Source organism: Amycolatopsis sp. DSM 110486, from assembly GCF_019468465.1.
GTDB lineage: Bacteria > Actinomycetota > Actinomycetes > Mycobacteriales > Pseudonocardiaceae > Amycolatopsis.
In genome coordinates, this window is sequence record NZ_CP080519.1 from 1,036,543 (window position 1) to 1,061,236 (window position 24,694).

General features: G+C 71.1%; 23 protein-coding genes. 9 read left to right on the forward strand and 14 right to left on the reverse strand.

All coding sequences use genetic code 11. The features are described from left to right. The first annotated feature begins 6 nt into the window (after positions 1-6). On the forward strand, positions 7-699 hold the full coding sequence (locus tag K1T34_RS05000; RefSeq protein WP_220243119.1) for a dienelactone hydrolase family protein: 693 nt from the start codon (positions 7-9) through the stop codon (positions 697-699). Positions 700-852: 153 nt separating this feature from the next. Beyond that, complete coding sequence (locus K1T34_RS05005; RefSeq protein WP_220243120.1) at positions 853-1,875, forward strand: FAD-binding oxidoreductase; 1,023 nt, start codon at positions 853-855, stop codon at positions 1,873-1,875. Between the two features lie 277 nt (positions 1,876-2,152). On the opposite strand, the gene K1T34_RS05010 is transcribed toward K1T34_RS05005, so the two are convergent. Next, the gene (locus K1T34_RS05010; RefSeq protein ID WP_220243121.1) at positions 2,153-2,905 is read right to left on the reverse strand and encodes an MBL fold metallo-hydrolase; all 753 of its coding nucleotides are present in this window, start codon (positions 2,903-2,905) and stop codon (positions 2,153-2,155) included. A 100-nt stretch (positions 2,906-3,005) separates the two neighbouring features. Here K1T34_RS05010 and K1T34_RS05015 point away from each other — a divergent pair, with 100 nt between their 5' ends. Then, positions 3,006-3,881: an aminoglycoside phosphotransferase family protein gene (locus K1T34_RS05015; RefSeq protein WP_220247003.1), complete on the forward strand. Its 876-nt coding sequence runs from the start codon at positions 3,006-3,008 to the stop codon at positions 3,879-3,881. Positions 3,882-3,894: 13 nt separating this feature from the next. Here K1T34_RS05015 and K1T34_RS05020 read toward each other — a convergent pair whose 3' ends face one another. Then, positions 3,895-4,890, reverse strand: a complete 996-nt coding sequence (locus K1T34_RS05020) for a helix-turn-helix domain-containing protein (protein ID WP_220243122.1) — start codon at positions 4,888-4,890, stop codon at positions 3,895-3,897. A 156-nt stretch (positions 4,891-5,046) separates the two neighbouring features. On the opposite strand from K1T34_RS05020, the gene K1T34_RS05025 reads away from it, so the two are divergent. Continuing rightward, entirely contained in the window at positions 5,047-8,742 is a 3,696-nt protein-coding gene (locus tag K1T34_RS05025; protein WP_220243123.1) for a S8 family serine peptidase, read from the forward strand. 111 nt (positions 8,743-8,853) lie between these two features. Next, positions 8,854-9,315: a phage tail protein gene (locus K1T34_RS05030; RefSeq protein ID WP_220243124.1), complete on the forward strand. Its 462-nt coding sequence runs from the start codon at positions 8,854-8,856 to the stop codon at positions 9,313-9,315. Positions 9,316-9,321: 6 nt separating this feature from the next. Here the strand turns inward: K1T34_RS05030 and K1T34_RS05035 are convergent, their stop codons facing one another. Beyond that, positions 9,322-11,133: a PstS family phosphate ABC transporter substrate-binding protein gene (locus tag K1T34_RS05035; RefSeq protein WP_220243125.1), complete on the reverse strand. Its 1,812-nt coding sequence runs from the start codon at positions 11,131-11,133 to the stop codon at positions 9,322-9,324. Beyond that, positions 11,120-11,815, reverse strand: a complete 696-nt coding sequence (locus K1T34_RS05040) for a DUF6313 family protein (protein WP_220243126.1) — start codon at positions 11,813-11,815, stop codon at positions 11,120-11,122. The genes K1T34_RS05035 and K1T34_RS05040 overlap by 14 nt, the downstream gene beginning before the upstream one ends. Before the next feature lie 171 nt (positions 11,816-11,986). On the opposite strand from K1T34_RS05040, the gene K1T34_RS05045 reads away from it, so the two are divergent. After that, a complete protein-coding gene (locus tag K1T34_RS05045; protein WP_220243127.1) occupies positions 11,987-12,607 on the forward strand; it encodes a glyoxalase in 621 nt (206 codons plus the stop codon). A 290-nt stretch (positions 12,608-12,897) separates the two neighbouring features. Here K1T34_RS05045 and K1T34_RS05050 read toward each other — a convergent pair whose 3' ends face one another. Further along, the gene (locus K1T34_RS05050) at positions 12,898-13,377 is read right to left on the reverse strand and encodes a carboxymuconolactone decarboxylase family protein (protein ID WP_220243128.1); all 480 of its coding nucleotides are present in this window, start codon (positions 13,375-13,377) and stop codon (positions 12,898-12,900) included. 133 nt (positions 13,378-13,510) lie between these two features. Here K1T34_RS05050 and K1T34_RS05055 point away from each other — a divergent pair, with 133 nt between their 5' ends. Both K1T34_RS05055 and K1T34_RS05060 read left to right on the forward strand, forming a co-directional pair. After that, entirely contained in the window at positions 13,511-14,389 is an 879-nt protein-coding gene (locus tag K1T34_RS05055) for an RNA polymerase sigma-70 factor (RefSeq protein WP_220243129.1), read from the forward strand. Positions 14,390-14,452: 63 nt separating this feature from the next. Continuing rightward, on the forward strand, positions 14,453-15,247 hold the full coding sequence (locus tag K1T34_RS05060; protein WP_220243130.1) for a PIG-L family deacetylase: 795 nt from the start codon (positions 14,453-14,455) through the stop codon (positions 15,245-15,247). On the opposite strand, the gene K1T34_RS05065 is transcribed toward K1T34_RS05060, so the two are convergent. After that, positions 15,242-15,640: a RidA family protein gene (locus K1T34_RS05065; protein ID WP_220243131.1), complete on the reverse strand. Its 399-nt coding sequence runs from the start codon at positions 15,638-15,640 to the stop codon at positions 15,242-15,244. The two genes, K1T34_RS05060 and K1T34_RS05065, sit on opposite strands and share 6 nt — an antisense overlap. A 65-nt stretch (positions 15,641-15,705) precedes the next feature. Between K1T34_RS05065 and mtnA the strand changes: the two genes are divergently transcribed. Further along, positions 15,706-16,692 (forward strand): S-methyl-5-thioribose-1-phosphate isomerase, encoded by a 987-nt coding sequence (gene mtnA, locus K1T34_RS05070; RefSeq protein WP_220243132.1) that lies wholly within the window; start codon positions 15,706-15,708, stop codon positions 16,690-16,692. 52 nt (positions 16,693-16,744) lie between these two features. Here mtnA and K1T34_RS05075 read toward each other — a convergent pair whose 3' ends face one another. Genes K1T34_RS05075 through K1T34_RS05110 form a run of 8 tightly spaced genes read right to left on the reverse strand, consistent with a single transcriptional unit; the run spans position 16,745 to position 24,616 of the window. After that, the gene (locus K1T34_RS05075; RefSeq protein ID WP_220243133.1) at positions 16,745-17,800 is read right to left on the reverse strand and encodes an MSMEG_0565 family glycosyltransferase; all 1,056 of its coding nucleotides are present in this window, start codon (positions 17,798-17,800) and stop codon (positions 16,745-16,747) included. A 2-nt stretch (positions 17,801-17,802) separates the two neighbouring features. Further along, positions 17,803-18,633: a carbon-nitrogen hydrolase family protein gene (locus tag K1T34_RS05080; protein WP_220243134.1), complete on the reverse strand. Its 831-nt coding sequence runs from the start codon at positions 18,631-18,633 to the stop codon at positions 17,803-17,805. Continuing rightward, positions 18,634-19,461 carry a carbon-nitrogen hydrolase family protein gene (locus tag K1T34_RS05085; protein ID WP_220243135.1) on the reverse strand — a complete coding sequence of 276 codons (828 nt, stop codon included), beginning with the start codon at positions 19,459-19,461 and terminating at the stop codon, positions 18,634-18,636. It lies immediately after the preceding gene. Between the two features lie 13 nt (positions 19,462-19,474). Further along, positions 19,475-20,848: an MSMEG_0567/sll0787 family protein gene (locus K1T34_RS05090; RefSeq protein WP_220243136.1), complete on the reverse strand. Its 1,374-nt coding sequence runs from the start codon at positions 20,846-20,848 to the stop codon at positions 19,475-19,477. Between the two features lies 1 nt (position 20,849). Beyond that, the gene (locus K1T34_RS05095; protein WP_255638316.1) at positions 20,850-21,935 is read right to left on the reverse strand and encodes an MSMEG_0568 family radical SAM protein; all 1,086 of its coding nucleotides are present in this window, start codon (positions 21,933-21,935) and stop codon (positions 20,850-20,852) included. Positions 21,936-21,944: 9 nt separating this feature from the next. Continuing rightward, positions 21,945-22,457, reverse strand: coding sequence for an MSMEG_0572/Sll0783 family nitrogen starvation response protein (locus tag K1T34_RS05100; RefSeq protein WP_220243137.1), 513 nt, complete (start codon positions 22,455-22,457; stop codon positions 21,945-21,947). Between the two features lie 3 nt (positions 22,458-22,460). After that, positions 22,461-23,297, reverse strand: a complete 837-nt coding sequence (locus tag K1T34_RS05105; RefSeq protein ID WP_220247005.1) for an amidohydrolase family protein — start codon at positions 23,295-23,297, stop codon at positions 22,461-22,463. Beyond that, complete coding sequence (locus K1T34_RS05110; RefSeq protein ID WP_220243138.1) at positions 23,297-24,616, reverse strand: MSMEG_0569 family flavin-dependent oxidoreductase; 1,320 nt, start codon at positions 24,614-24,616, stop codon at positions 23,297-23,299. The genes K1T34_RS05105 and K1T34_RS05110 overlap by 1 nt, the downstream gene beginning before the upstream one ends. Between the last annotated feature and the right edge of the window lie 78 nt (positions 24,617-24,694).

The window sequence follows — 24,694 nt, forward strand, 5'->3', positions numbered from 1 at the left end:
GGAAACTTGCCCACTCGTGTCGATCGCCTGCAGCTCGCCGACGGTCCCGTCGACCTGCCCGTGTGGCTCCCCGCCGGCGGCCACGGCCCCGGCCTGGTGCTGATCCAGGAAATCTTCGGCCTGGACGCTTATCTCTCCGGCGTTGCCGCGGACCTCGCCGAGCTGGGTTACGTCGTCGCCGTGCCCGAACTGTTCCACCGCTTCGCGCCGGGCTGGTCGTCGGCCCATGACGAGGCCGGGGTCGCCCGGTCGATGGAGATCGCCGGTCAGCTCGACCACGCGCTCGCTCTGTCGGACGTCCTGGCGACCCTCGCGCACCTGCGCGGCGTGAGCTCTGGTGCCGGTGTGCTGGGCTTCTGCTTGGGCGGGTCTCTCGCGTTCGCTGCTGCTGCCGCGGGCACGCCGGACACGGCGGTGTCGTTCTACGGGTCGACGGTGGCTGGGGAGATCGCTTCGCTGGACGAGGTGAGTTGCCCGATCCAGTTCCATTTCGGTGGCCAGGACCCGTTCATTCCGCGGTCGGACGTTTCTGTGGTGGAGGCGGCGGTGGCCTTGCATCCGGGGGCGGAGATTTTCGTGCAGGAGGACGCCGGGCACGCGTTCCACAACCGCGTGGCGCCGATGTTCTACCGACCTGAGGCGGCGGCGCGGGCATGGGAGTTGACGAAGGAGTTCCTGCGCCGGACTCTGCCGGTGTAGAGGCGGCGTCACGACCTCCGTTCCCGATGGCGGACACCTTGAAGCACGCCTACCCAGATCGACAAGTGCGTTTCCGCACTGAGCGCACCATCTCCTGGCTGCTGCGGGTTAAACCGTTCGGAGGCCGAGCCCGCTGACCGTAAGATCATCGACGTGGTGAGCCCGCTGGTGAGCAGGAACCTGGTAGTCGTCGGCGCCGGCATTATCGGCGCCTCGGTGGCCTATCACGCCGCTCGGGCCGGCGCCGTCGTGACCCTGGTCGACGCCGGGCGGCCAGGTGCCGGTGTGACGGCGGGCTCGTTCGCCTGGATCGGAGCGGCCGGTGTGCGCACCGGTCCGGCCGCCGGGCTGCGGGTGACCGCGGCGGAGGAGTACCGCCGGCTCGAGGCCGAGCTGCCGGGACTCCCCGTGACCTGGTCCGGCTCACTGTCCTGGGGCGCGGCGGACACCGTGCCGGAGGCTGGGCCCGGGCAGGAGATCGTGGACGCGGCCACCGTGGCAAAGCTTGAGCCCACCCTTACGCAGCCTCCGGAGTGGGCCGTCTGGGCACCCGGTGACGGCGCCGCCGACCCGGTAGGCGTGAGCGAGCGGCTGGTCGCGGGCGCCCGCGCCCACGGCGCCCGGGTGCATCCGGACACCCCGGTCATCGCGGTCCGACGGGACGCCGCGGGTCGGGTCGCCGGGGTCGAGACGGCCGCGGGACCCCTCGCCGGTGCGACTGTGGTGCTCGCGGCCGGAGTGGCCACGGCCGCGTTGGCCGCGCCGCTCGGCGTTCGCGTCCCGGTCGACCCGTCGCCGGCGACGCTCTTCCGGCTCCGCGCCCCCGCCGGTAGGGTCCGCACCGTGGTCCACAACCGGGACTTCGATCTCCGGCAGGTCGCCACCGACCGGCTCCACGCCGCTGCAGACTCGCCAGAACGGACTCTCGCCGCCGTCCGGGCCACCTTCCGCGGCGCGGCGAACGTCGAGCTACTCAGCACCCGGGTCGGCGTACGCCCCATGCCGGCCGACGGCGAGCCGATCATCGGCCCGGTCCCCGAGGTGCCCGGCCTCTACCTGGCGGTGATGCACTCCGCGGTCACGCTCGCCGCGGCCGTAGGCCACCTGGTCGCGCGGGAGCTGGTCGACGGCACCGTCGAGCCCTCGCTGGCGGGCTGCCGCCTCGACCGCTTCTAGTCCGAGTCGCCGCTCACGGGCGAAAGCGACACGGCGAGTTCTGAGATCAGGTCTTGGTATCGCTGGATTTCATTGAGGGAAACGGCATTCGCGCCCGGACTTCGACGGCCGCGGCCTCCGCGGCGGTTTGGAGTCCACCGCGCAGGTCGCGCCAGGTGAACGAAGCGCACTCCGCCTCGGTAGCGAGGATCCATTCTCCCCGCCCGGCAGCCGCTGCCCGTGCGTGGGAGTCGACAACGAAGTTCTCGCAGCGGACCTTGCCGGCCTGAAAGCACGTTCAGCGTGCTGAGCGTCGAGCCAAGTTCGCCTGATGTGGGCCCGCGAGCCAATCCTGTTCGAGACGCACGTCGACCGGTTCCTCGCCCCGCCGCAGGGCGTCGATATACGCACGATCGGCGGCAATTCGGGCCGCCACCTCGGGCCCTTCGGCGACGGCGCCGTGGCCGGGGACCAGGACGTCGACGTGCCGGGCGGCCTCGGCCAGCCGGTCGAGTGCTGCTTCGTAGGCGTCCACCTGGCCGGGGCGGCGAGGGTCCAGCAGCGGGATGAGGACATCGGAGAGCATGTCGCCGGCGAGCAGGACGCCCCGGTCCGCGAGGAGGACCGCGGCGTGGCCGGCGGCGTGCGCCTCGTGCTCGACGAGCTCGCCCGGCACCGGTCCGCCGTCCGCGGGCAGCGGGGTGAGCAGCGCGACCAGGTCGAGCGGGATGCCCGACGCGCTCTCCGCGGCCATCGTCCGCGCCCGCTCCCGGGCTCCGCTCGCGACCTCGGCGCAGGCGGCGGTGGCGTAGCGCGGCACGTCGCCGAACCGGGAGTGCCAGAGCAGGTGGTCCCAGTGGGGATGGGTCGCGAACCCGGCGACCACCGGAACGCCGAGCCGCTCCACGTCGTCGGCGAGCTCGTTCAGATCGGCACCGCCGATGCCGGGGTCGACCAGGACCAGCCCGCCGTCGGCGCGCACCACGATGGCGTTGCTCCAGACCCACTCGCTCTGCCGCACCCAGACGCCGTCGGCCACCTGATTCAGCATCGGTCCACTGTGTCAGGTGTCCCCGCCCGACGCGAGGGGCGACGGTGAGGCGAATACCGGAGCGACGCCGGCCGCCGAGGTGGAGACTTCCGGGGTGGACATGGCGGACGTCGGTGCGCGGTTGGCGGGGCGATTCGGTCCTGCGGTCGAGGATTGGCTCGCTGAGGTCCCGGCACTGGCTGCGCGGCTGGCTTCCCGGTGGGGCCTCGTGCTCGGTGAGGTTTTCGCGAGTGGAGCGTCGTCCGTGGTCGTGCGCTGTCGATGGCACGACGGGACCCGAGCGGTTCTCAAGCTCAGTCCGGATCGGGCGTTGTTGACCAAGCAGGTGGAGATGCTGCGCGTGTTCGCGCCTTCGGGGCGGGTGCCGGTCGTCTTGACCGCCGATGCGGAAGCCGGGGTGATGGTGCTGGAGGAGATCGTCCCCGGCACCGAAGCCGGAGACCTGCCTCAGCCGGCTTTGCCGCGGCGGTGGGGTGAGCTGCTTGGCGCGCTGCACGCCGTGGCCCCACCCGCGCACTGGCCATGGCACTTGCGCGGCCGGTGTGACGAGGCCTTCGCCCGGATCGGCCGGAGGCTTTCCGACCCGGCCGTCGGCGCGCGGATCGATCAGGCCACGTGGCGACGGGCGATGCGGCGCTGCGAGACATTGCTGGCCACGCAGACCAAGCTCGTGCTGGTGCACGGCGACCTGCATCTCGGCAACGTCCTCGACGGCGGCCCGTCGCGGGGGCTGGTCGCGATCGACCCGAAGGCGTGTCTGGGCGATCCGTGCTTCGATGCCGTCGACTACGTGGTAGCCGGTGCCGGGCACGAGGGTGTCGCGGCCCGGTGCCGGCGGGTGGCGGCCGCGTGCGGGCTCGACGGGAACCGGCTGTACGCCTGGAGTCAGGTGATCGCACCGATGGCAGCCATCGCGCGCCTCACCTACGGCGGACCGGAGCCCGTGATCGAGGAACTGCTCGACCTGGCTCGGTGATCAAGCCGCCCGCTCACAGCCAGCCGCGGCGCTCCGCCAGACTGCCCGCCTGAAACCGCGTCGACGCGCCCAGCTCGGTCATCAGGCGCTGAAGCCGGCGGTACGTCGTCCGGGTGCTCCAGCCGTTCACGCGCGCGATGGCCGTGTCGGTGAGGCCCGCCATCATCATCGTGAGCAGGGCGCGGGTTTCGTCGTCCGGCCGGGGACCGCCACCAAAAGGACCCGGCGTCACCGCGGACGCGTCGAGCGGGGCGGCCTGGGCCCATTCGCCCTCGAAGAGCGCCTCGAGGGCGGTGAGGAGCGGGGATCGGCGGACGAGGTAGGCGACCTGCAGGCCGCTGTGGCTGAGGTCGAACGGGATGAGGGCGTCCTGGTCGTCGCGGATGATGAGTTTGATGGGCAGCGTCCGGCGGGTCCGGGCTTCTTCGCCGCCGCGGACGGCGGGCAGGATGTCGGTTTCCAGCTTCTGGGGCCAGGCCACCGCGTCGAGGCTGTAGATCACGCGGTGCGCGACGCCGTCGTTCTGGTGGCGCGCGATCTGCGCCTGGGTGTTGCGGGCGGCGCCTTCGCCCCCGGGCGACTCGTAGTACGGCGGTGTGTCGAACACGCGGACCTGGTGCAGCGCCTCGGATTCCAGGTGTGCGACGGCCGCGGCGATCGTTTCGCGGTCGGTGAGCTGCTCGATCACGAGCTCGGGGCTCGTGCGGTGCGCGCTGCGGTGGATCTCCGAGAGCGAATGCACTTTCGCGCGCGCCGCGCTGAGTTCGCGTTCCCGCTGCTGCACGAGCTGGTTGATCGCGATGTCCGGCGGAGCGGCCAGGTACCGCGCCGGGCTGCCGCTGGCGGCCACCAAGTGCTTGTCGACGAGAGCGTCGAGCGTCCGCTGCAACGGGCCCGCCGGGCCCGACAGGTGGTCGGCAAGCGCAGCAACCGTCGACCCGGGCAGGGCGACGAGCGCTTCATAGACCCGCTCCTCGTCGGCGGACAACCCCAGGACAGCGAGCTCCATGCGAATGTCCTACCCGAGTTGTCGGGATTGTGCCAGGTGGCAGTGAGCAGCCACTCGGGGATCTTGTGACGGGTTCCGGCGGCTGGCACTGTTCGGCCGTTCCGGTGTGGCAGTTGCGCCCGCCGGTCTGCCCCTGCGCAGGAAGGAATCCCCTCGTTGAGAACTTCACGCAAGCGTCGGGCCGTCGCGGCGGCCGCGTGCCTCGCGTCGTCGCTCAGCTCGATTCTGGTCGCCGGTCCGGCCTCGGCCGCTCCCGGCAGAGCGTCGGGGCCCGCGGCCCCGACAACCCACACCGTCACCCTGGTCACCGGTGATGTCGTCACGGTGAACACGACCGGCGACGCCGGTGACAGCGGGGGGACGATCTCGGTCAAGGGGCCGGACGGCGGCCCCTCCGACGCGCGGATCCTCGAGTCGGCAGGCGACGTGTACGTCTACCCGTCCTCGGCGATGTCCTACCTCGCCAAGGGGATCCTGGACCGCCGCCTCTTCGACGTCACGGACCTGATCGCCGCCGGCTACGACGACGCGCACCGCGCCGACCTGCCCCTGATCGTCTCCTACACCAACCCTTCCCCCGGATTCCAGGCGAACACCGCGCCCCGCGGCTCGACCCTGGTCCGGCCGCTGGCGAGCGTCGACGGCGCCGCCGTCACCGAGAACCGCGCGCAGGCGCGGGACTTCTGGGCCGCGGTGACGGCTGGGGCGCCGTCCTCCTTCGCGGCGGCACCGGCGTTCGCCAACGGCATCAAGCAGATCTGGCTCGACGGCAAGGTCTACGCCGACCTGGCCGAATCGACCGCGCAGATCGGCGCACCCGAGGTCTGGACCGGCGGCGACACCGGGCAGGGCGTCGACGTCGCGGTCCTCGACACGGGCGTGGACGAGGGCCACCCCGATCTGGCGGGACGCATCGTCGACACGCGCAGCTTCATCCCCGGCGAGGACGTCAAGGACCTTCACGGCCACGGCACCCACGTCGCCTCCACCATCGCCGGCACGGGCGCCGCGTCCGGCGGCACCGAGAAGGGTGTCGCCCCGGGCGCTCGCCTGCACATCGGCAAGGTGCTGGCGAACTCCGGCTCCGGCAGCGACTCCGAGATCCTCGCCGGCATGGAGTGGGCGGCGGTCGACGAGCACGCCAAGATCATCAACATGAGCCTGGGCACGCAGGAGCCCTCCGACGGCACGGATCCGATGTCGCAGGCGGTGAACCGGCTCAGCGCGCAGACCGGTGCCCTGTTCGTGATCGCCGCGGGCAACACCTCCGGCCCCGGCACCGTCAGCTCGCCCGGCGCCGCCGACGCGGCGCTGACCGTGGGCGCGGTGGACGGCACCGACCACCTCGCCGAGTTCTCGAGCCAAGGCCCCCGGGTCGGCGACGGCGCACTCAAGCCGGAGATCACCGCCCCCGGCGTCGACATCCTGGCCGCGCGGTCGCAGTACGCGTCCGAAGGCGAGGGTTTCTACCAAACGCTGAGCGGCACGTCGATGTCCACGCCGCACGTGGTCGGCGCCGCCGCGCTGCTCGCCGCGGAGCACCCCGAGCTCACCGGCGCCCAGCTGAAGGACCTGCTGACCAGCACCGCGAAGCAGACCCCCGACTACACCGCGTTCCAGGCCGGCAGCGGCCGCGTGGACGTGGCTGCCGCCTCCCGCGCCGGGATCTTCGCCTCGGCCACCGCGTACGCCGGGCAGGACGGGTCCGGCGCCGTCAGCCGCCCGGTGACGTACACCAACTTCGGTGCCACGCCGGTGAACCTCGCCCTGTCGATCGCCGCGCCCGGCGTGACGCAGGGGATGTTCACGCTCTCGGCCGACCGGGTCACCGTGCCCGCGCACGGCACCGCCGCGGTCACCGTGACCATCGACCCGCACGCCGCGCCCGGCCCGTCCGACGGCTTCACCGCCCAGATCCTGGCCACCGGAGGAGACGGTGCGCTCGCCGCGCACACCGCCGTCTCGCTCGGCGCGCCGACGCACCTGCTGACCATCAACGTCAAGGACTCCGCCGGCCAGCCCGCGTCCGCCTTCGTCATGGTGCTCCGGGCGGGCGATCCGAACCCGATCCCGGTGCCGGTCGACGGCAGCGTGAGCTTCTACACGCCGGACGACCAGTACTCGGCGCTCGGTTACCTGACCGTGCCCGGTGTCCACGGCCCGAATTCCCAGGGCGTGGCGCTGCTCGGCGATCCTGACTTCACGTTCGACGGGGACCGCACGATCACCCTCGACGCCGGACACGTCCGGCTGGTCGACGAGACCACTCCGCAGCCCGGCGTCCCCAGCTACCTGCGGCTCGAGTACTCGCGGATGCTCAACCAGGACGGCCGCTGGCACGACTTCGGTCTGGCGAACACCGGCGTCGACAGCCTGTGGATCCAGCCGCAGGGCAAGGTGACGCACGGCGACTTCACCGTCGGCGCGCGGTGGCGCAAGGAACAACCGGCGTTGACAGTCTCCGACCGGGGTACCGACTACACCGACGTCCTGCGGCAGGCGGGCGTCACCCCGCTGTCCGACGGAACCCGGAACCTGCCGCTCGTCTTCGCCGGCAATGGCGCGCCTTCGGACTACGCCGGCCTCGGCGCGAGGGGCAAAGCGGTGGTCATCCGGCGCACCGCGTCGGCGACCCCGGCCGCGCTGGCCAAGGCGGCGGCCGACGCCGGCGCCAAGCTGCTGCTGGTCGCCAACGATCAGCCCGGACGGCAGAGCCTGTTCTTCGGCACGGACTCGCTGCACCCGAGCCCGATCGACGTCGGGCTCCTCAGCCCCGACGAGGGCGCCAAGCTGATCGCCCAGGCCCGGCAGCGCAACGCGACGCTGCACACGGAGTCGCACCCGGCGCCGGCGTACCTCTACGACCTCATGCACACCTGGCAGAACGACCTGCCCAAGGACATGGTCGTCCACGCGTCGGGCAAGAACCTCGCGCGCGTCGACGAGACGTTCGCCGGGTCCGTTCCGAACGGCGGCGGTGAGGAGTGGCGGTACGACTTCCCGTCGTACTCGGAGTGGGGCATCGGGAACTACGTCGCCATGGCCGCCAGCGGCCACCGCACCGACTGGGTCACCACCGACGGCGCGAACCGGTGGGGCCACGAAGTCACCGACGGCGTGCTGGGCGAATGGGGCGTCGCGCGGACGTACCGGCCCGGCACCGTGTCGAGCGACGACTGGTTCACGCCGATCCAGCGGCCGTACCTCAACAACAACTACCTCGGCCCGACGCGCACCGGTGACCAGATGCGGATCGACGTGCCGGGCTACGGCAACGCCGACCACGTCGGCGCCAGCTCCGACGCGCGCCAGACCGTGACCCTCTTCCAGGGCGACACCCAGCTGGGCAAGTCCGACAACGGGCTCATCATGTACCCCACCGCCCCCAGCTCCGGGCCGCGGCAGTACCGCCTGGTCGTGGCGAACGAGCGCGACACGAACCCGTACTCGTCCTCGACCACGACGGCGTGGACGTTCACCTCGGCCGCCCCGAAGGTCTTCGGTGAACAGGATCTGTTGCCCCTGCTGCAGATCCGCTACGACCTCGACCCGAACGCCTCCGGATCCGTACCGCGTGACTCGAAGTTCGGCGTCACCGTCGAACAACGCGCCCCGGTGTCCGTGGGCCTGACCCCGGTCTCGATCGCGGGCGGCGGCACCGTTCGCGCGCCCCGCGTCGAGATCTCCTACGACGACGGCACCACCTGGACCCGCCTCTCCGACGACCACCGAGGCGACTACCGGCTGGACGCACCGAAAAAGGCGCGGTTCGCCTCGCTGCGGGTGACCGCTTCCGATTCCGCGGGCAACTCCGTCACGCAGACGATCGTGCGGGCTTTCGGGCTTCGCTGATCGTTTCTTGCGGCCCGCCCCTCTTTCGGGGCGGGCCGCAAGAGCGCACCCTCGCTCCTCTGCGCCTACGCTCGGTGGACGACGCCGGACCCGGACGCGGAGGAACTCGCCATGCCCCACACCGTCGACTTCGTCACCGTATCGACCGACGGCCTGGAGTCCTCACCGGTCGCCGCCGCGCTCGCCGGCCTGCGCGCGAACGAGGCCCGGTACTTCAAGAACAAATACGACCACGTCTTCACGGTCGAGCCCGCCGCCGACGCCGCGGCGACCGTCGACTGGGTCCACCGGATCCTCTCGGAAGAACGCGGCATCGTCATCGCCTCCCGCCCTCTCGAGGCGACGGCGTTCCAGGTCGAGAACGTCCGGATGGCCTACGTCTTCTACGAGGACGGGCTGTCGATCAACGTCATGTACACCCTCGACGAAGCCGGGAAACGGGCCGTCGGGTTCAAGCTGTCCGACGGGATGGAGGTTCCCGCGGAGCTCGGCGCGTTCAAGTTCGCTCGCCAGAAGTCGAAGCTGGCGGGAACGATCCGAGGGTCTTACTTCGTGATCAAGAACGAGTACTGACCCGCGTCACCGCCGGCTGCAGAGATCCTGTTCCCCCGCCGCGCACGCGTAGTACTCGAACCCTGCCATCGCATTCCTCGCCTCGGGCGTCAGCAGATAGTCCCGAAACGCCGCCGCCAACGACCCCGACTCCAAAGGCCCCCGGCTGAAGACATACTCGACAGTCCAAAACGGATAGCCGCCGCGGATGTCGTCGAGGGTGGCGTTGCGGCCGTCCAGGCTGATCTTCTTCACGGCGCTCGACTGGGCCACGTCGGAGACGTCCGCGTAGCCGATGGCGTCGCCGAGGGTGGCGATGCGGTCGATGAGGTCGCCGGTCGAGCCTTGTTCGCAGATGATCGGGGACGAGGCGGCGACGCCGGGGCGCAGGTCGCGGCAGGAGTCGGACGTGGCTTGGGCCTGGCCGACCGGGGCGGAAGGCGTGCCGAGGAGGTACTTCTCCAGCGTGCGGCGCGTGCCGGACGAGGTGGAGCGGCCCGCGACGCGGATTTCGCCGGTGTCGCGCGGGTTGCCGGTGATGTCGCTCCAGACGCGGGCGCCGCCGGTGAAGATCTTCCGCACGTCTGCCACGGACAAGCTGTTGACGGGCACGTTTTTGCTCGCCACCAACGTAAACGGGACGATCGCGAGCTTCTGCGGCACGAACTGCGCGAAGTCGGGCTCGTCGAACTTGCCGTCGGACAGGGCGAGGTCGATGGTGCCGTCGTGCAGGCGCTGCAGGCCTTCCACGCTGCCGGGCGTGCCGACCTTCACCGCCGCCCCCGGGCAGTACGCCTCGTACGAGCCGGCCAGCTCCGTCGCCGCCCGGCCGAAGGCGCTGGACCCCTCCACGCTCAGCGAACCAGCCTCGCACGCCACGCCTCGCGGCAGCTTGGTGAACGGCGCGACGTTGTTGAGCAGCAACACCACCGCGAGCGCACCGGCGCAGATCGCCGTGAGACCGCCCCACGCGAGCGTGCCCGGGCCGACCTTTTCCTTGCCTTCGCGGGTGGTGATCCGGCCGTCGCGCAGGAGCCCTTCGACGGCGATCTGGTGCTTCTCCCCCGGCCTCGTCCCGGAGAGCACGATCACGAGCTTGTACGAGGCTTCCCGTTCGAGCGGGACCTTCGGCAGCTGCACCCGGTCTTCCTCGATCGTGAAACCGGGCAGCTTGTTGATCACCCGTTGCAGCTCGCCGGGCTCGAACTCGGTAGCGTCGACGGAGATCACCTGCCGGCCCGGGAAGTGCAGGGCGAGCGGGGACACGTAGTCCGCCGCCGTGATCGTCGAGCCGCCGGTGTTCTTCACCCGCACCACGACGACACCCGGGTCGGTCACGGTCGTGTGTTCGCCTTCCAGGCGCACGGTTTCGCCGATGTCGACGCCGAACGGCGCGTCGATCCGCACCCGGCACGACAGGATCTGGCGCCGGCGCACCCGCACGTAGCTGACGCTCGTGGCCAGCGCGGCCACCACCGCCGCGATCGACAGGCCGAGGATGCCGTCGCCGCTGATCGCGGTCTCGGCAACCCATTGCCGCTCCGCGATCCCGAGCACGAGAGCCACGAGCACCACGACGGCCAGCACCACCGCGGCCGCGATGCGCGGCCCCCGGCGCGGCTTCGGTGCGGCGCGGTTGATCACCGCGTCGGTCAGCGGGCGGGCGCCCGGCGAGGTCGAGGGGTCGGCCTGCTCCGCGCGGCCGATCCGCTCGACGGCCACCGACACCTGCTCCTCGACCCAGTCGGGATCGTCGGTCCGCTCCGGGTAGGCCGCCTGGTACAGACTCCTGGCGATCTCGTCGACGGTCTGCGGCGGCTGCGGGTCATTGGCGGGCATTGATTTTCCCCTCGCCCTTCGCCGCTGTTTCTTCGCACACCGGGCACTTTCCGGACATTCCGTCCAGGACGTAGGAGGCCTCCAGCACGGCCTGCCACATCGCCTGACGCGGCCCGTGGGTGCGATCGGACTCCGCAGCGTTGAGGAACTTCTCGACGATGATCTCCCAGTGGTCCTGCGCGCGAGCCCAGTCTCCGTCGTGGCGCAGGGCGAACCGGATGCCGAAGTAGTGCGGCACCTCGAACCCGTGCCGGCGGTACTGCAGGCGGTCGAGCAGCGGGATGAGGGCGATGCGGCGCGCGTTCCCCCGGCCGCGCATCCGCCCGATATTGCGGTTGTCCGTCACCTCGGTCACCACGTAACCCGCCACGGCGCCCGCGAAACCGGTCACCACGAGCCAGCCGGAGAGTGACAACGGCAGGGCGAGCGCGGGGCTCGAGGTGTCCCACGGCGAGTCGATCTGCACGGTCACGTCGTAGGCGACCCGGCCCCCGATGACCACGGCGTTGACCACGAACAGTCCCGCGAACGCGGCGAGGAAGTAGTAGCCCCGCACGCGCAGCCAGTACTGGATGCCCCTGAACCGGCCGACACCCCGGCGTCGACGCCGCAGCAACGCCCGCAGCGACTCGCGCGGCGGCGGTGGATCGACCTTGCTCGTTTCGGTGATTTGCCTGGTCATGTGCCGCGCGGCCACGCTCGAGCTGAGCGAGGTCCCCCTCCGCCACCCATGACCGAAAATCTACCGGACAGCGGCGGTCAGTCAAAGAAGCGTGGCAGGAGGCTGCCACCCGCGAATACCGAGCAGGAATGGAGAAGCACTGGTCACGGGTGCGCGCCTACCGTTCCAGCCATGACCTCAATCGACACGATCACCCTCGAAGTGACCGATCCCACCGCCGCCGAACGCTTCTACGCCGACGCCTTCGGGCTCGGCTCCCGCCTGCGTCTGCGGGCGTCGCAGAAACCGTCCGACGGCTTCCGCGGCTTCACGCTCTCGCTGACGGTTTCCCAGCCCGCCAACGTCGACGCCCTCATCTCCGCTGCTCTGAAGGCCGGCGCCACGACGCTCAAGGCCCCCGCGAAATCCATGTGGGGCTACGGCGGCGTCGTCCAGGCCCCCGACGGCACGATCTGGAAGGTCGCCACGTCCGCCAAGAAGGACACCGGCCCGGCCACGCGGGAGTTCGACGCCATCGTGCTCCTGCTCGGCGTCGACGACGTGGTCGCGAGCAAGAAGTTCTACGCCTCACGCGGGTTGAGCGTGGGCAAGAGCTTCGGGCGCATGTACGTGGAGTTCGAGACGGGCCCGGTGAAGCTGGCCCTGTACCGCCGCCGCGCGCTGGCGAAGGACGCCGGCGTGGCCCCCGCGGGGACGGGTTCGCACCGGATCGCGGTGGTCGGCGGAGAGGAAGCTTTCACGGACCCGGACGGTTTCGCGTGGGAAACCACCGCGTCGGCCAAGGTGTCTTGATGTGCCGCTACCGGTTGTACGCGATGGCCCGGCCGGGGTCTGCCGAGGAGGAAGATCCTTGAAGAGATCGCGCCGACGAACGCGTTATGGCGGCCGGCCGGGTCGAGGAACCGAACCGGGCGACCCGTCTCGACGGAGAAGAGGAAGTCCCGGCTCAGGCCGCCGTTATGTCCACTTCGGACAGCGTGCTGCCCTGACCGGCCCACGATTCCCGCGAGGCGCCCGGAAAGACATCGTCGAGCATTGCGCCCACCACCCGGCCCGGGGCCGAAACCCCGGGCCGGACAGTTTCACTTCACCAGCTCGTCGAACATCCCCGCCTCGTACGACCCACCCGGGTTGCGCACGATCACGTTCATCCGGTTGGCCGCGTTGATCATCGACACCAGGCACACCAGCGCCGCGATCTGGTCGTCGTCGAAGTTCTTGCGGACGTGGGACCACGTTTCGTCCGAGACGCCCGCCGAGTCGGCCATGCGGGTGGCCTCCTCGGTCAACGCGAGGGCCGCGCGCTCGGCTTCGGTGAACACGGTGGACTCGCGCCACGCCGCCACCAACGCGAGGCGCACCGCGGTTTCGCCGGCGGCCGCGGCGTCCTTGACGTGCATGTCGACGCAGAAGCCGCAGCCGTTGAGCTGGCTGGCGCGGAGGTTGACCAGCTCCTGGGTGGCCTTGGGCAGGGCCGAGGATTCGAACAGGAGGCTCGCGGAGGCGAAGCGCTTGGCGAACTTCGTGGCGAACTCGTTCTCGAACAGGTTCATGCGGGTCATGGAGTCGTCCTCACTCGTCGTTTCGTGAACTGATGCCCACCAGATGCCGGCGACGCCGCCGTTGTGACATGTCACGAAACACAGCCGGGCGGCGTCTGGTGGGGGACGCTGTCGATACCGAAGGGGGAAGCGCATGGCCGACCGCAGCACGGAGCTGTTCCTCACGCACCGCAACCTGCTGTTCACCATCGCCTACGAGATGCTCGGCTCGGCCGCCGACGCGGAGGACGTGCTGCAGGAGACGTGGCTGCGGTGGGTGGACGTCGACTTCGACGCGGTGCAGAACCACCGTGCGTACCTGGTGCGCATCACCACGCGCCAGGCGCTGAGCCGGCTGCGGACGCTGGGGCGCCGCAAGGAGTCCTACGTCGGGCCGTGGCTGCCGGAGCCGTTGCTGACCGCGCCGGACGTTGCCGAGGACGTGGAACTGGCCGACAGCGTGTCGATGGCCATGTTGCTCGTGCTGGAGACGCTCACGCCGACCGAACGCGCGGTGTTCGTGCTGCGCGAGGTGTTCGACCTGGGCTACGGCGAGATCGCCGACGCCGTCGGCAAGAGCGGCGCCGCCGTGCGGCAGATCGCGCACCGCGCGCGGGAGCACGTGGCCGCCCGCCGGCCGCGCGGGCCCGTCTCGCGCACCGCCACCCGCGATGCCCTCGACGCCTTCCAGCACGCGATCGAAACCGGCGACCTGCAGCACCTGCTCGACATCCTCTCCCCGGACGTCGTCTTCCTCGGCGACGGCGGCGGCGTCAAGCAGGCCGTGCTCAAGCCCGTGGTCGGGGCCGAACGGGTGGCGCGCATCCTGGGCGCCGGCCTGGGCCACCTCGCCACGTCCACCCGGCTGCCCGCGCAGGTCAACGGCTACCCCGCCCTCACCGTCCACTTCGACGGCGCCCTCGACACCGTCCTGGCCCTGCGCATCGACGACGGACTCGTCACCGGCATCTACGCGGTGCGGAACCCGGAGAAGCTGTCGCACATGGACAAGGAGTGGAGCCTGCAGCGATAGGCGAGGCCGGAATGTTTGCCCGGCCACCGGATTTTGTCGGTGCCCGCGGGTAAGTTCGATGACATGGCAACAATGGTGACGTTCCACGCCCACCCCGACGACGAGTGCATCGTGACCGGTGGCGTGATGCGCAAAGCGGCCGACGACGGGCACCGCGTGGTGCTGGTGGTCGCGACGCGCGGCGAGGTGGGCGAGGTGCCCGACGGGTTCCTCGGCGACGGCGAGCAGCTGTGGGAGCGCCGCGTGCGCGAGACCCACGCGGCGGCCGAGGTGCTCGGCGTCAAGCGCGTGGAGTTCCTGGGCTACCGCGACTCCGGGATGATGGGCGAGCCGACCAACGACGCGCCGGGCGCGTTCTGGCGGGCGTCGATCGAGGAGGCGGCCCAGCGGCTGGCCGAGATCCTGCGTGAGGAGGACGCCGAGGTCCTCACGGTCTACGACGACTACGGCAACTACGGCCACCCCGACCACATCCAGGTCCACCGCGTCGGCCTGCGCGCCGCCGAGCTGGCGGGCACGCCGCGCGTCTACCAGGCGACCGCGAACCGCGACCACATGCGCCGCGGGATGGAGCTGGCGGTGGAGATGGGGGCGATTCCGCGGGAGGCGGTGCCGGACGTCGACGCGCAGGAGAAGTTCGGCAAGCCCGAGGAGGAGATCACGGCGGCGGTCGACGTCAAGCCGTTTCTCGCCGCGAAGCGCGCGGCCATGCGGGCGCACCCGAGCCAGATCAGCGAGGAGTCGTGGTTCCTCGCGATGCCCGACGAGGCGTTCGGCCACGCGTTCGGCATCGAGTGGTTCATCCGCGCCGGCCACGGTCCGGGGATCACGGAGACGGACCTGATGGCGGGCCTATGACACGGCGGCGGTGACGTCGAGCTCCACCAGCTGGCCCGGATAACCGAGGCACGTCACGCCCAGCAGCGTGCTTGCGGTGCTGAACGCCGGCCCGATCGCCGAGCCGGTGAACCGGTCCCAGACGGCGGAGAGCACGGCGCGCTCGGCCGTGGCCACGTAGATCACCGTGCGGACCACGTCGTCGGCGGTGGCGCCCGCGGCCGCGAGCGCGGTGGCCGTGTTGGCGACGACCTGGTTCACCTGCGCAAGCACGTCGCCGCCGACCACGGCACCGTCCAGCCCGAGCGGGCACTGGCCGGCGAGGTGCACGGTCGTGCGGCCCGAGACGGTGGTCACGTGGTGGTAGCCGGGCGTCGCGTGCAGGGTCGGCGGGTTCTGCCGTTGAATGGTCACGGGGCCGCATGGTGGTGCACCCATCGCGTGGCCGGCCAGCGATTTTCGGGGGCTCGGGAGGACAGATGCGCAGGACCGTGGACTGGGCCGACGGCGCCGTCGTGATCATCGACCAGGTCGCGCTGCCCGGCGCGTACCGGACGCTGGAGCTGCGGACGGTCGACGAGCTCGTCGACGCGATCCAGCGGCTCGCCGTGCGAGGTGCTCCCGCGCTGGGCGCCGCCGGGGCGCTGGGTGTCGCTCTGGCGGCGTTCGCAGGCGGCTCGGAAGGCGCCGTGCAAGCTGAAGCCGAACGCCTCGCGAGCGCCCGCCCGACGGCCGTCAACCTCCGCTGGGGCGTCAGCCGTGCCCTCGGCAAGCTCCACGACGGCCCCGAAGCCGTGCTCGCCGAGGCCCTGGCCATGCTCGACGAGGACGAACACCTCAACCGCACCGCGTCGGGCCACGCGGCGGAAGTCGTGCTGCGCGAGACCACCCGCCGCCCGCTGCGGCTGCTGAGCCACTGCAACGCGGGCCACCTCGCCACCGTCGCGTGGGGCACGGCGCTCGGCGTCGTCTGGCACCTGCACGAGCGGGGCCTCGTCGAGTCGGTGCTGGTCGACGAGACCCGCCCCCTCCTGCAGGGCTCCCGCCTCACCGCGTGGGAACTCGCCCAGGCCGGCGTCCCCCACCGCGTCCAACCCGACGGCGCCGCCGCCCTCGCGATGTCCCGCGGCCTCGTCGACTGCGTCCTCGTGGGCGCCGACCGCATCGCCGCCAACGGCGACGTCGCCAACAAGATCGGCACCTACAGCCTCGCGATCGCCGCCGCACACCACGGGGTGCCGTTCGTGGTCGTCGCTCCGGAGTCCACTGTGGACGCCTCGATCGCCACGGGCGCCGACATCGAGATCGAAGAGCGCCGGGCTTCGGAGCTCACGGAGTTCGGCGGCGTCCGCATCGCTCCCGACGGCGCCGAGGTCTTCAACCCGGCCTTCGACGTGACGCCGGCCGCGCTCATCACGGCGGTGGTGACGGAAAACGGCGTCCGACTCCCTCAGCCGACTCCGTAGACCGCGACGGTTCCCTTGCCCTGCAAAACGATCCGGTCGCTCGTCGCGGCAGTTACCCCACGAGCGACCGGTACAACTCCAGGTGCGCCCGCGCGGCAGCGGCCCACGTGTGGCGCTCAGCCAGAGCCACACCCGCCGCGCGGTCTTCCGGTCCGGAATCCAGCGCTGCCTCGATCGAGGCGGCGAAGCCGTGCGGCGTGGCAGCGAACCGGGCCACCCCGCCGAAAACCTCGCGCAGCACCGGGAGATCACGCGCCACCAAAGGCACTCCCGCAGCCAAAGCCTCCATCGCCGCCAGACCGAAGCCCTCCTTCGTCGAGGGGAAGGCGAACACCGCGGCCGACCGGACCAGCGACGGCAGCGAGTCGTGCGCAACCGGCCCCAGCACCACCGGATCCACACCCAGCGCGGCCGCCCGCTTGTCCCAGCGCTCGCGGTAGTCGCGGTAGTCGAAGAGCGTTTCGCCGCCCGCGATCACCAGGCGCACCGCGGGGTCGAGCAAAGCGACGGCCTCCAGCAGGTCCAAAGAACCCTTGCGCGGCTCGATACCGCCGACCGCGAGCACATACCGGCCGAACCGCGCCCGCCAATCCCCGTACGGCGCCGAAGAAAACCGCGCAGCATCAACGCCGTTGGGAATCACGGTGGCTTCGATCCCCCAGCCCGCGCGCACCTCGGCGGCCACCGACGCCGACACGCACACGTGCGCGAACGGCCGCGTGATCGCCCGTTCGTGACACGCGGCCAGCTCGGGCGTGGTGAACGTGTCGAGGTGGTGCACCGTCCGCACGCACCGGTCCACGGCGTTGGCCGAGATGCAGTCCTGCGCGTGCACGATGTCGTACTCGCCATCAGGGAAAGCCGCCCCCAAAACCGCGATCGAGCGCACGATCCGGGAGCCCACCGACTCACCCGGCACCTCGGGAAACGGCACGACCATCGTCGTCACCCGCGGATCCACCGGCCGGAAGAACCCACTGTCACCACCACGGCCCAGGGTCCACACCGTCACGTCCGCACCGAGCGCGGCCAGGGCCTCCGCCAGCGCCAGCGTGTGCACCACGCCGCCGCGGGGTTTCGTCGAATAGCTCAGCAACGCGATGCGCAACGTCAGCCCTCCCGGTACGCGAAAGGTTTGCGTTCCCCCAGGTGGTGCAGCACGCGGCGGGCGTTCGCGACTTCCCCCGCCACGTCGACCTCGGCCACCGCGAGCCCCGCCTTCGACCAGGTGCGCGCCAGGATCTCGCCACCGGGGCCGACGACCTTGGCCTGGCCGAGGAACCGCATGCCACCCATCGCGCCGGTCTGGTTGGACGACACGAGAACCACCTGGTTCTCCGCGGCGCGCGCCTGGTCGTACAGGTCGAACAGCCGCGACTGGCGGTCCTGCGCCATCCGCGGTGCCCGGTCGGTGATGCTCGTCGGCCACGCCGAGAGGCACGCGACGATCTCCGCGCCGTCCACCGCGAGCGAGCGCGCCGACTCCGGGAACGTCTTGTCGTAGTCGATCAGCATCCCGACGCGCCCGGCGGGGGTGTCGAACGCGGTGAAGGAATCCCCCGCGTCGTACGCGACGCTCTCTCCCGGCGGCTGGTGCACCTTCCGGTGGTGGCCGAGCACACCGTCGCCCGTCACGCACACGGCCGCGTTGTAGCGGCGCGTACCGTCGGCCTCGCAGTAACCCACGCACACGGTCATCTCCGCGGCCAAAGCCTGCACCGTTTTCAGCTCGGGGCAACCGGGTTCGAGCGCCGGCGGCAGCGCGTCCGGGTCGGGGTGGCGCAGGTCGGCGAGGTAGCCGCCGAGCGCCGCGTCGGGCAGCACCAGCAGGTCGGCGCCGCTCTGGCGCGCGTGGTCGATCAACGTGGCGATGCGCCGCAGGTCGAACTCGAGGTCGCGCCCGAAGTGCGCGGCCACGGCGGCGATCCGGAGCCGGCTCATTCACCCACCCACGGCATACGCGGCGGGCCGGCGGTCGGCCAGGTGCGCCATCGCCCGGCGCGCGCCCGCCAACGCCGCGGCGACGTCCAGCTCGGCGATCGCCAGCCCCTCGCCCACGCCCGTGTCGGCCAGCACCTCACCACCCGGGTCGACGATCTTCGCGCTCGCCACGAACCGCAGGTCGCCGAAGGTGCCGGACTGGTTCGCCGATACCCACACGATCTGGTTCTCCAACGCACGGGCTCGGTCGAACAGGTCGAACCGGCGCTTCCACCGGTCCTCGGCGAGGTCGGCACTCGGGTTGGTCCGGCTGCCCGGCCACGCCGACATGCACACCACCACCTGCGCGCCATCGAGCGCCAGCGCCCGCGCCGACTCCGGAAACGCCTTGTCGTAACAGATCATCATGCCCAGCCGGCCCACCGGCGTGTCGAACGCGGCGAACCCGCTGCCCGCGCCGTAGCTGGCGTCCTCCGACAACGGCTGGTGCACCTTCCGGTGGTGCCCCAGCACGCCGTCGCCGGTCACGCACACGGCCGAGTTGTAGCGCCGGTCGCCGTCGCGCTCGCAGTACCCGGCCGTGACCACGAGGTCGCCCGCCAGCTCGGCCAGGCGGCGGATCTCCGGGCCCGCCGGGTCGAGCGCGGGCGGGCCCTCCGCGTCACCGTCGAGGTTCGCGAGGTACCCGCCGAGCGCCGCCTCGGGCAGCGCGAGCAGCCCGACGCCCTCCGCCCTGGCCTCGGCGATCAGCTTCTCGATCCGCGCGAAGTCGCCCTCGACGTCGCGGTCGAAGGGCGCCGCCACCGCGGCCATCCGCACCGTGCTCATGTTCTCTCCTCGGTCATGCTGCCTCCCCCAACCCTGTGACCCCGCCGTCCACGACGGTGGTCACCTCGCCGTCCGGCCACCGCAGCCGCACGCCGGATCCCGCCACGAGCTCGCCGCATTCGGCGGTCACGGCGGCGCGGGCCGGAGCGGGCGCCCCGGCCGTGAGCATCGCGAAGCCCGGGAAGCAGGTGAACCAGTCGCCCACCGTCGTCCCGGCCGGGCGCGGCACCTTCGTGACGTCCAGCACCGCGCCGCAGCCCGACGCCTCGGCGAGCATCCCGAGCGTGCCGGCGAGGCCCGCCATCGACACGTCCTTCGCCGCCGCGGGCCGCGCCCGGGCGACGGCGCCGAGCTGGTCACGCAGCTCGGGTGTGCGCCGTGAGCTCGTCGAATCCCATTGCCGCCCGGTGTAGCCGGGCCGCCAGCGGCCTTCGAGGTCGGCGGTCAGGTACACCGCCTGGCCGGGTTGTCCGCCGCCACCTGGCACCGGCTCGGCAGCGCGGCCCAGCGCGGTGACGGCCAACGACGCCGGGACGCCGAACTGCGTGTGCCCGCCGAGCACCGGCACCCCGTACGCGGTGCTCGCCTTCCGGAGTCCGGAAAGGACTCTCGCCGCGAACGACGCGTCCCGCGCGCCCAGAGCGTCCAGCAGCGCAACGGGTTCCGCACCCATCGCCGCCAGGTCGTTCACGTTCACCAGCACCGAGCACCAGCCCGCCCACTCCGGATCGCGCTCGACCATCGACGGCACGATCGCGTCGCACGCCGCGACGAGATCGCTGCCCGGAATCGGCACGCCGTCGTCGCCGAAGAAGCCCGGGCTGCCGGTGAGGCCGGGCAACAGTGTCCCCAGTGGACGTTTGGTGGCCTGCGCCAACGCGGCCACTCGGCCGATCGGCCAGCGCATCAGGACGTGCCGGACATCCGCGACCGTGACCGGCCGGACGTGCTGCCAGCCCAGCCGTGTGAACATCCGCTCGTTCTGCACCTGCACGGTCGCCTCGAACCGCAGCGCGCCTTCCGTTTCGGCCCGGGCGCACGCGGCTCGCACGAGAGCGCGTCCGACACCGTGCGGGCTGCCCGGCGCGACGACCAGCCGTCCACCGGTCCACCAGCCGAAGTCCGGGCCGTCTTGTGCCGGGCCGAGCCGGACGCCGCCGAGCACGGTGCCGGCGGCGTCGCGCGCCACGAGCACCAGCGTCCGCGGGTCGGTGTCGCGGTCATCGACGTCATGGCTCGCGAACAGGCCTTGGCGCTCGACAAACGTCTCGTGCCGCAAAGCCCGGTACGCCGTCAGTCCACTGTGGTCGGCCGGTTCGATTCGGAACTCCGGTGGGGAAGCGGCGCTACGGGAATCGCCGAGCAACGCCAGGATGTCGTGCTCCACTTCAGCCTCCCGCCGCACTGAGCACGCTGCACGCTCCGCAAGCCGCGCAACCCGCTCCCTGGTCCGCCCCGGTCATCCCCGCGGCCCGCAACAGCTCAGCCACCCGCAGCGTCACGTCACGCACCAACGCAGGCGTTGGGGCCACGGCGCCGTCGCGTCGGGCAAGCGTGCCGAGCATCGGCCGCATCGGTACCACGAACGGGTACACGCCCCGCTCGATCAGCCGACCGGCGCCCGCGACGAGCTCGTCCGGATCCTCACCGAGGCCGATCAGCAGGTACGTCGACACGCGGTTGGGGCCGAACACGCGCACGGCCTCGTCCCACGCCGCCTCGTACTCCGCCATCGGCACACTCGACTTGCCGGGCATCCACCGGCGGCGCACGTCCTCGTCGAGCGACTCCACGTGGATGCCGATCGACGTCGCGCCCGCCTCGCGCAGCTCGGTCAGCACGGCGAGGTCGCCTGGCGGCTCGATCTGCACCTGGATCGGCAAGCCGGGCACGGCGTCGAGCACCGCGCGCACGCAGCGCACGAGGTGCCGGGCCCCGCGATCCGGCCCGGCCGTGGTGCCGGTGGTCAGCACCATCTGCTTGATCCCGTCGAGCCGCACGGCCGCTTCCGCGACCTCGGCGAGCTGCGCCGGGGTCTTGGCCGCGACCGTCGAATCGGCGTGAAGCGACTCTTCGATGGTGCAGAACCGGCAACGCTGGTCTTCGACGTAGCGGATGCAGGTCTGCACGACGGTGCTCGCGAGCACGTCCTTCCCGTGCAGCAGCGCGATCTTGCGATAGGGCACCCCGTCCTCGGTGGACAGGTCGTAGAACTTCGGCCGGGCCACGGGTTCGACCGAGAGGCCGAGGTCCAGCGAGCCGCGGAACACGCGACCTTCCCGTACTTGGTAGGGACTTTCGTCGTTCAGCGGCAGCGTGGCGTTGGCACCGTCGACGACCAGGTGCCCGTCGTCACTCGGCCCGGCGCCTTTGCTGCGCTGCACGGGTGCGTCCATCCGCACCCCGCGGACGGCCATGTCGGCGCGGGTGTCCAGAATATCTTCGGTGTCGATGTCAGTGGTGCCAACGCGCACGCCCGCCTCCTAGAACATGTACGTGGAGTTGATGATCGCGCCCTTGCGCGCGTAGTGGATCAACGCGTCCTGCACGTCGAGCGGGTGCGCCGGGATCACGCCTTCGATGAGGTCTTCCTCGCGGGCGCCGTGCAGCGAAAGCCCGAAGCGGCAGCAGTAGACCTTGCCGCCCTCGGCGATGAACGTCTTGAGCTGGTCGTTGATGTTCAGCTCGCCGGGGAACGCGGCGTTGCCGGTGGTGGGGAACCCGCGCGTGGCCAGGCAGTTGAGCGAGCCCGGGCCGTAGAAGTAGATCGCGGTCTCGAAACCCTTGCGCAGCGCGCGGGTCGCCTGCAGGATCGCGACGAAGCTCACCGACGACTCGTGCGCGATGCCGTGCACGAGGGTGAAGTACGTCTCCCCGTTCTCCGCCTGGTAGTCGGGGAAGATCTTGGTGGCGCCGTAGAGGTTCGAACCCTGCGGCAAAGACGGGTGCGGAATCTCGTCGAGGCTGGTCTTCTCGAGGTCGGTCAGCTCGGCCATCGGTCATTTCCCTTTCTTCGGTCCGTACAGCACCTCGAACGTGCTCCGGAAAACGTGGTCGGCCAGCTCGCCGTCGCCGACCACCGCGGTCAGCTTCGCGAGCTCGCCCTCGTGGTCGCCCCACGGCTCGTCGGAGGCGAAGAGCACGCGGTCGTGCCCGATGCCGCGCCGGGAGATCTCCTCGGCGAGCCAGCGCGGGGTGAAGCCGATCGCCCAGGACAGGTCGGTGTAGACCTTTTTGCCGGCGGCGATCCAGTCGAAGAAGCGGCCGCCGGCGAGCTTGATGTGCCCGCTCATGCCGCCGCCGAAGTGCACGAGGTGCAGCTTCGCGTGGTCGGCGTACTCGTCGACAAGTTTTCCCACTTCGTCCACATCGGACGCGGCGCCGGGCGAGGTGTGGACGTGGACGACTAGGTCGTGCTCGCGGGCGGTGGCAAAGATCTTGTCGAGCTGGGGTTTGCAGGCCGGGTCGCTCGCGCGGCCGCCGAGGAGGAAGCTGAGCTTGAGCGCGCGGACGCCGGGTTCGCCGGCGAGCTTGAGTGCCTGGTCGGTTCTCGCGGCGTCTTCTTTCCGGGGCGACACCCACAGAGCCGCGGCGAGGCGGTCGTCCTTTTCGGATGCTTCGACGCAGAGCTCGTTGAAGGAGAACGCGATTTCCGGGTCGGGCACGCCGTAGTTGGGGATCACGAGGGCGCGTTCGGTGCCCTCACGGTCCAAATCGGACAGTAGCTCGTCGATCGTCGCGCGCGCACCGACGGCCGGGGCGACCGGCGGGCCGCCGTAGAAGGGGTACGCGGGCAGCACGCCGAGGTGGCGGTGGGCGTCGGCGATCCAGCGCATCACGCGACCGTCCTCGGAGCGACCCAGTCGTCGGCCGGCTCGGTGTTTCGTGGCGTGCCGGAGATCCAGCGGACGTCGGCCGCGCGCTCGCCCGCGACGATGCGTCGCGCCAGGTATTCCGCGTCGGCACCGACGCCGCAGAACCGGCCGGAGCCCCAGGTGTGCTGCCACGGCAGGCCGAGGAAGAACAGACCCGGGCAGGTCGTGACGCCGCGGCGGTGCGTCGGGTAGCCCTTGCCGTCGAACACGGGAACGTCGATCCAGCGGTGGTCCCGGCCGAATCCGGTGCTCCAGACGACGGCGGAGATCCCTTTCGTGTCAAGGGTTCGCGGCTCGTTGTCCGGCTGCCAGACGGGAGTGTAGCGGGGTTCTGGTGGTGCTTCGATGTTCGCCCGGGTGAGGTAGGCGTCGATCGAGTCCTTGATGCCTTCGGACACGGCGTCTGCCGCGTCGAGGTTGCGCCGGAGATCGGGGGCGAAGGTCAGGGTGTGGTCGCGGACGTCGGTGAGGCGCCCGTAGAGCTGCATGCCCTCGCGGGCGAACGCGCGCAGGTCGATGTCGTGGCCGCCGTCGCGTCCGGTGACGTAGTGGTTGGCACGGAACCGGACGGCGTCGGCGTCGGCGAACTCGTCGATTCCCCTGGCGTAGTAACCCATGTCGTCGAGCCAGGCCACCACGTCGCGGCCCCGGTAGCGCCGCGCCACCCGCGGCGCCGACCCGACCGCGAGGTGCACGCGGCGGCCGGCGAGGTGCAGATCCTCGGCGATCTGGCAGCCGGACTGGCCGGTGCCGACCACGAGCACCTCGCCGTCGGGCAGCTGCTCCGGGTTGCGGTAGTCGGAACTGTGCAGCTGCGTCGTGGTGGCCGGCAACCGCTCGGCCAGCCGCGGCTTGAGCGGCACCTGGTACGGGCCGGTCGCCACCACGACGTGGTCCGCCGTCAGCTCACCCTGCGTGGTGGCCACGCGGAACCCGCCACCGGGCACCTTCGTCAGGCGCGTGGCCTCGACCCCCTCGACGATCGGCACGTCGAAGGATTTCTTGTAGTCTTCGAGGTAGGCGACGATGTCGTCGCGCACCATGAACCCGTCCGGATCACCACCGGGGTAGGGGAAACCGGGAAGCCGGCACTGCCAGTTGGGCGTCACCAGGCAGAAGCTGTCCCAGCGGCGTTCTCGCCACTCGTGCCCCGCGCTCGCGCGCTCGAGCACCACGTGCCCGACCCCGGCGGTCGTCAGGCACTGGGACATCGAGAGCCCCGCTTGTCCGCCGCCGATCACGATCACCGGCCGGTGCAGGCCGTCGAGCTGGAAGTTCATGCCGCACAGTGCACCGCCGGGCGGAGTCCGAACCGTTTCATCCGGAACACCGCCGTGTTACATGCACCGCGCAGAGTT

Coding starts and splice junctions, on each gene's coding strand:
- K1T34_RS05050 (WP_220243128.1), bottom strand. CDS start 13,377: ATGACCCGCATGAACCTGTTCGAGAACGAGTTCGCCACGAAGTTCGCC.
- K1T34_RS05100 (WP_220243137.1), bottom strand. CDS start 22,457: ATGGCCGAGCTGACCGACCTCGAGAAGACCAGCCTCGACGAGATTCCG.
- K1T34_RS05015 (WP_220247003.1), top strand. CDS start 3,006: ATGGCGGACGTCGGTGCGCGGTTGGCGGGGCGATTCGGTCCTGCGGTC.
- K1T34_RS05045 (WP_220243127.1), top strand. CDS start 11,987: ATGACCTCAATCGACACGATCACCCTCGAAGTGACCGATCCCACCGCC.
- K1T34_RS05055 (WP_220243129.1), top strand. CDS start 13,511: ATGGCCGACCGCAGCACGGAGCTGTTCCTCACGCACCGCAACCTGCTG.
- K1T34_RS05080 (WP_220243134.1), bottom strand. CDS start 18,633: ATGAGCCGGCTCCGGATCGCCGCCGTGGCCGCGCACTTCGGGCGCGAC.
- K1T34_RS05020 (WP_220243122.1), bottom strand. CDS start 4,890: ATGGAGCTCGCTGTCCTGGGGTTGTCCGCCGACGAGGAGCGGGTCTAT.
- K1T34_RS05110 (WP_220243138.1), bottom strand. CDS start 24,616: ATGAACTTCCAGCTCGACGGCCTGCACCGGCCGGTGATCGTGATCGGC.
- K1T34_RS05035 (WP_220243125.1), bottom strand. CDS start 11,133: ATGCCCGCCAATGACCCGCAGCCGCCGCAGACCGTCGACGAGATCGCC.
- mtnA (WP_220243132.1), top strand. CDS start 15,706: ATGCGCAGGACCGTGGACTGGGCCGACGGCGCCGTCGTGATCATCGAC.
- K1T34_RS05040 (WP_220243126.1), bottom strand. CDS start 11,815: ATGACCAGGCAAATCACCGAAACGAGCAAGGTCGATCCACCGCCGCCG.
- K1T34_RS05010 (WP_220243121.1), bottom strand. CDS start 2,905: ATGCTGAATCAGGTGGCCGACGGCGTCTGGGTGCGGCAGAGCGAGTGG.
- K1T34_RS05060 (WP_220243130.1), top strand. CDS start 14,453: ATGGCAACAATGGTGACGTTCCACGCCCACCCCGACGACGAGTGCATC.
- K1T34_RS05085 (WP_220243135.1), bottom strand. CDS start 19,461: ATGAGCACGGTGCGGATGGCCGCGGTGGCGGCGCCCTTCGACCGCGAC.
- K1T34_RS05030 (WP_220243124.1), top strand. CDS start 8,854: ATGCCCCACACCGTCGACTTCGTCACCGTATCGACCGACGGCCTGGAG.
- K1T34_RS05105 (WP_220247005.1), bottom strand. CDS start 23,297: ATGCGCTGGATCGCCGACGCCCACCGCCACCTCGGCGTGCTGCCCGCG.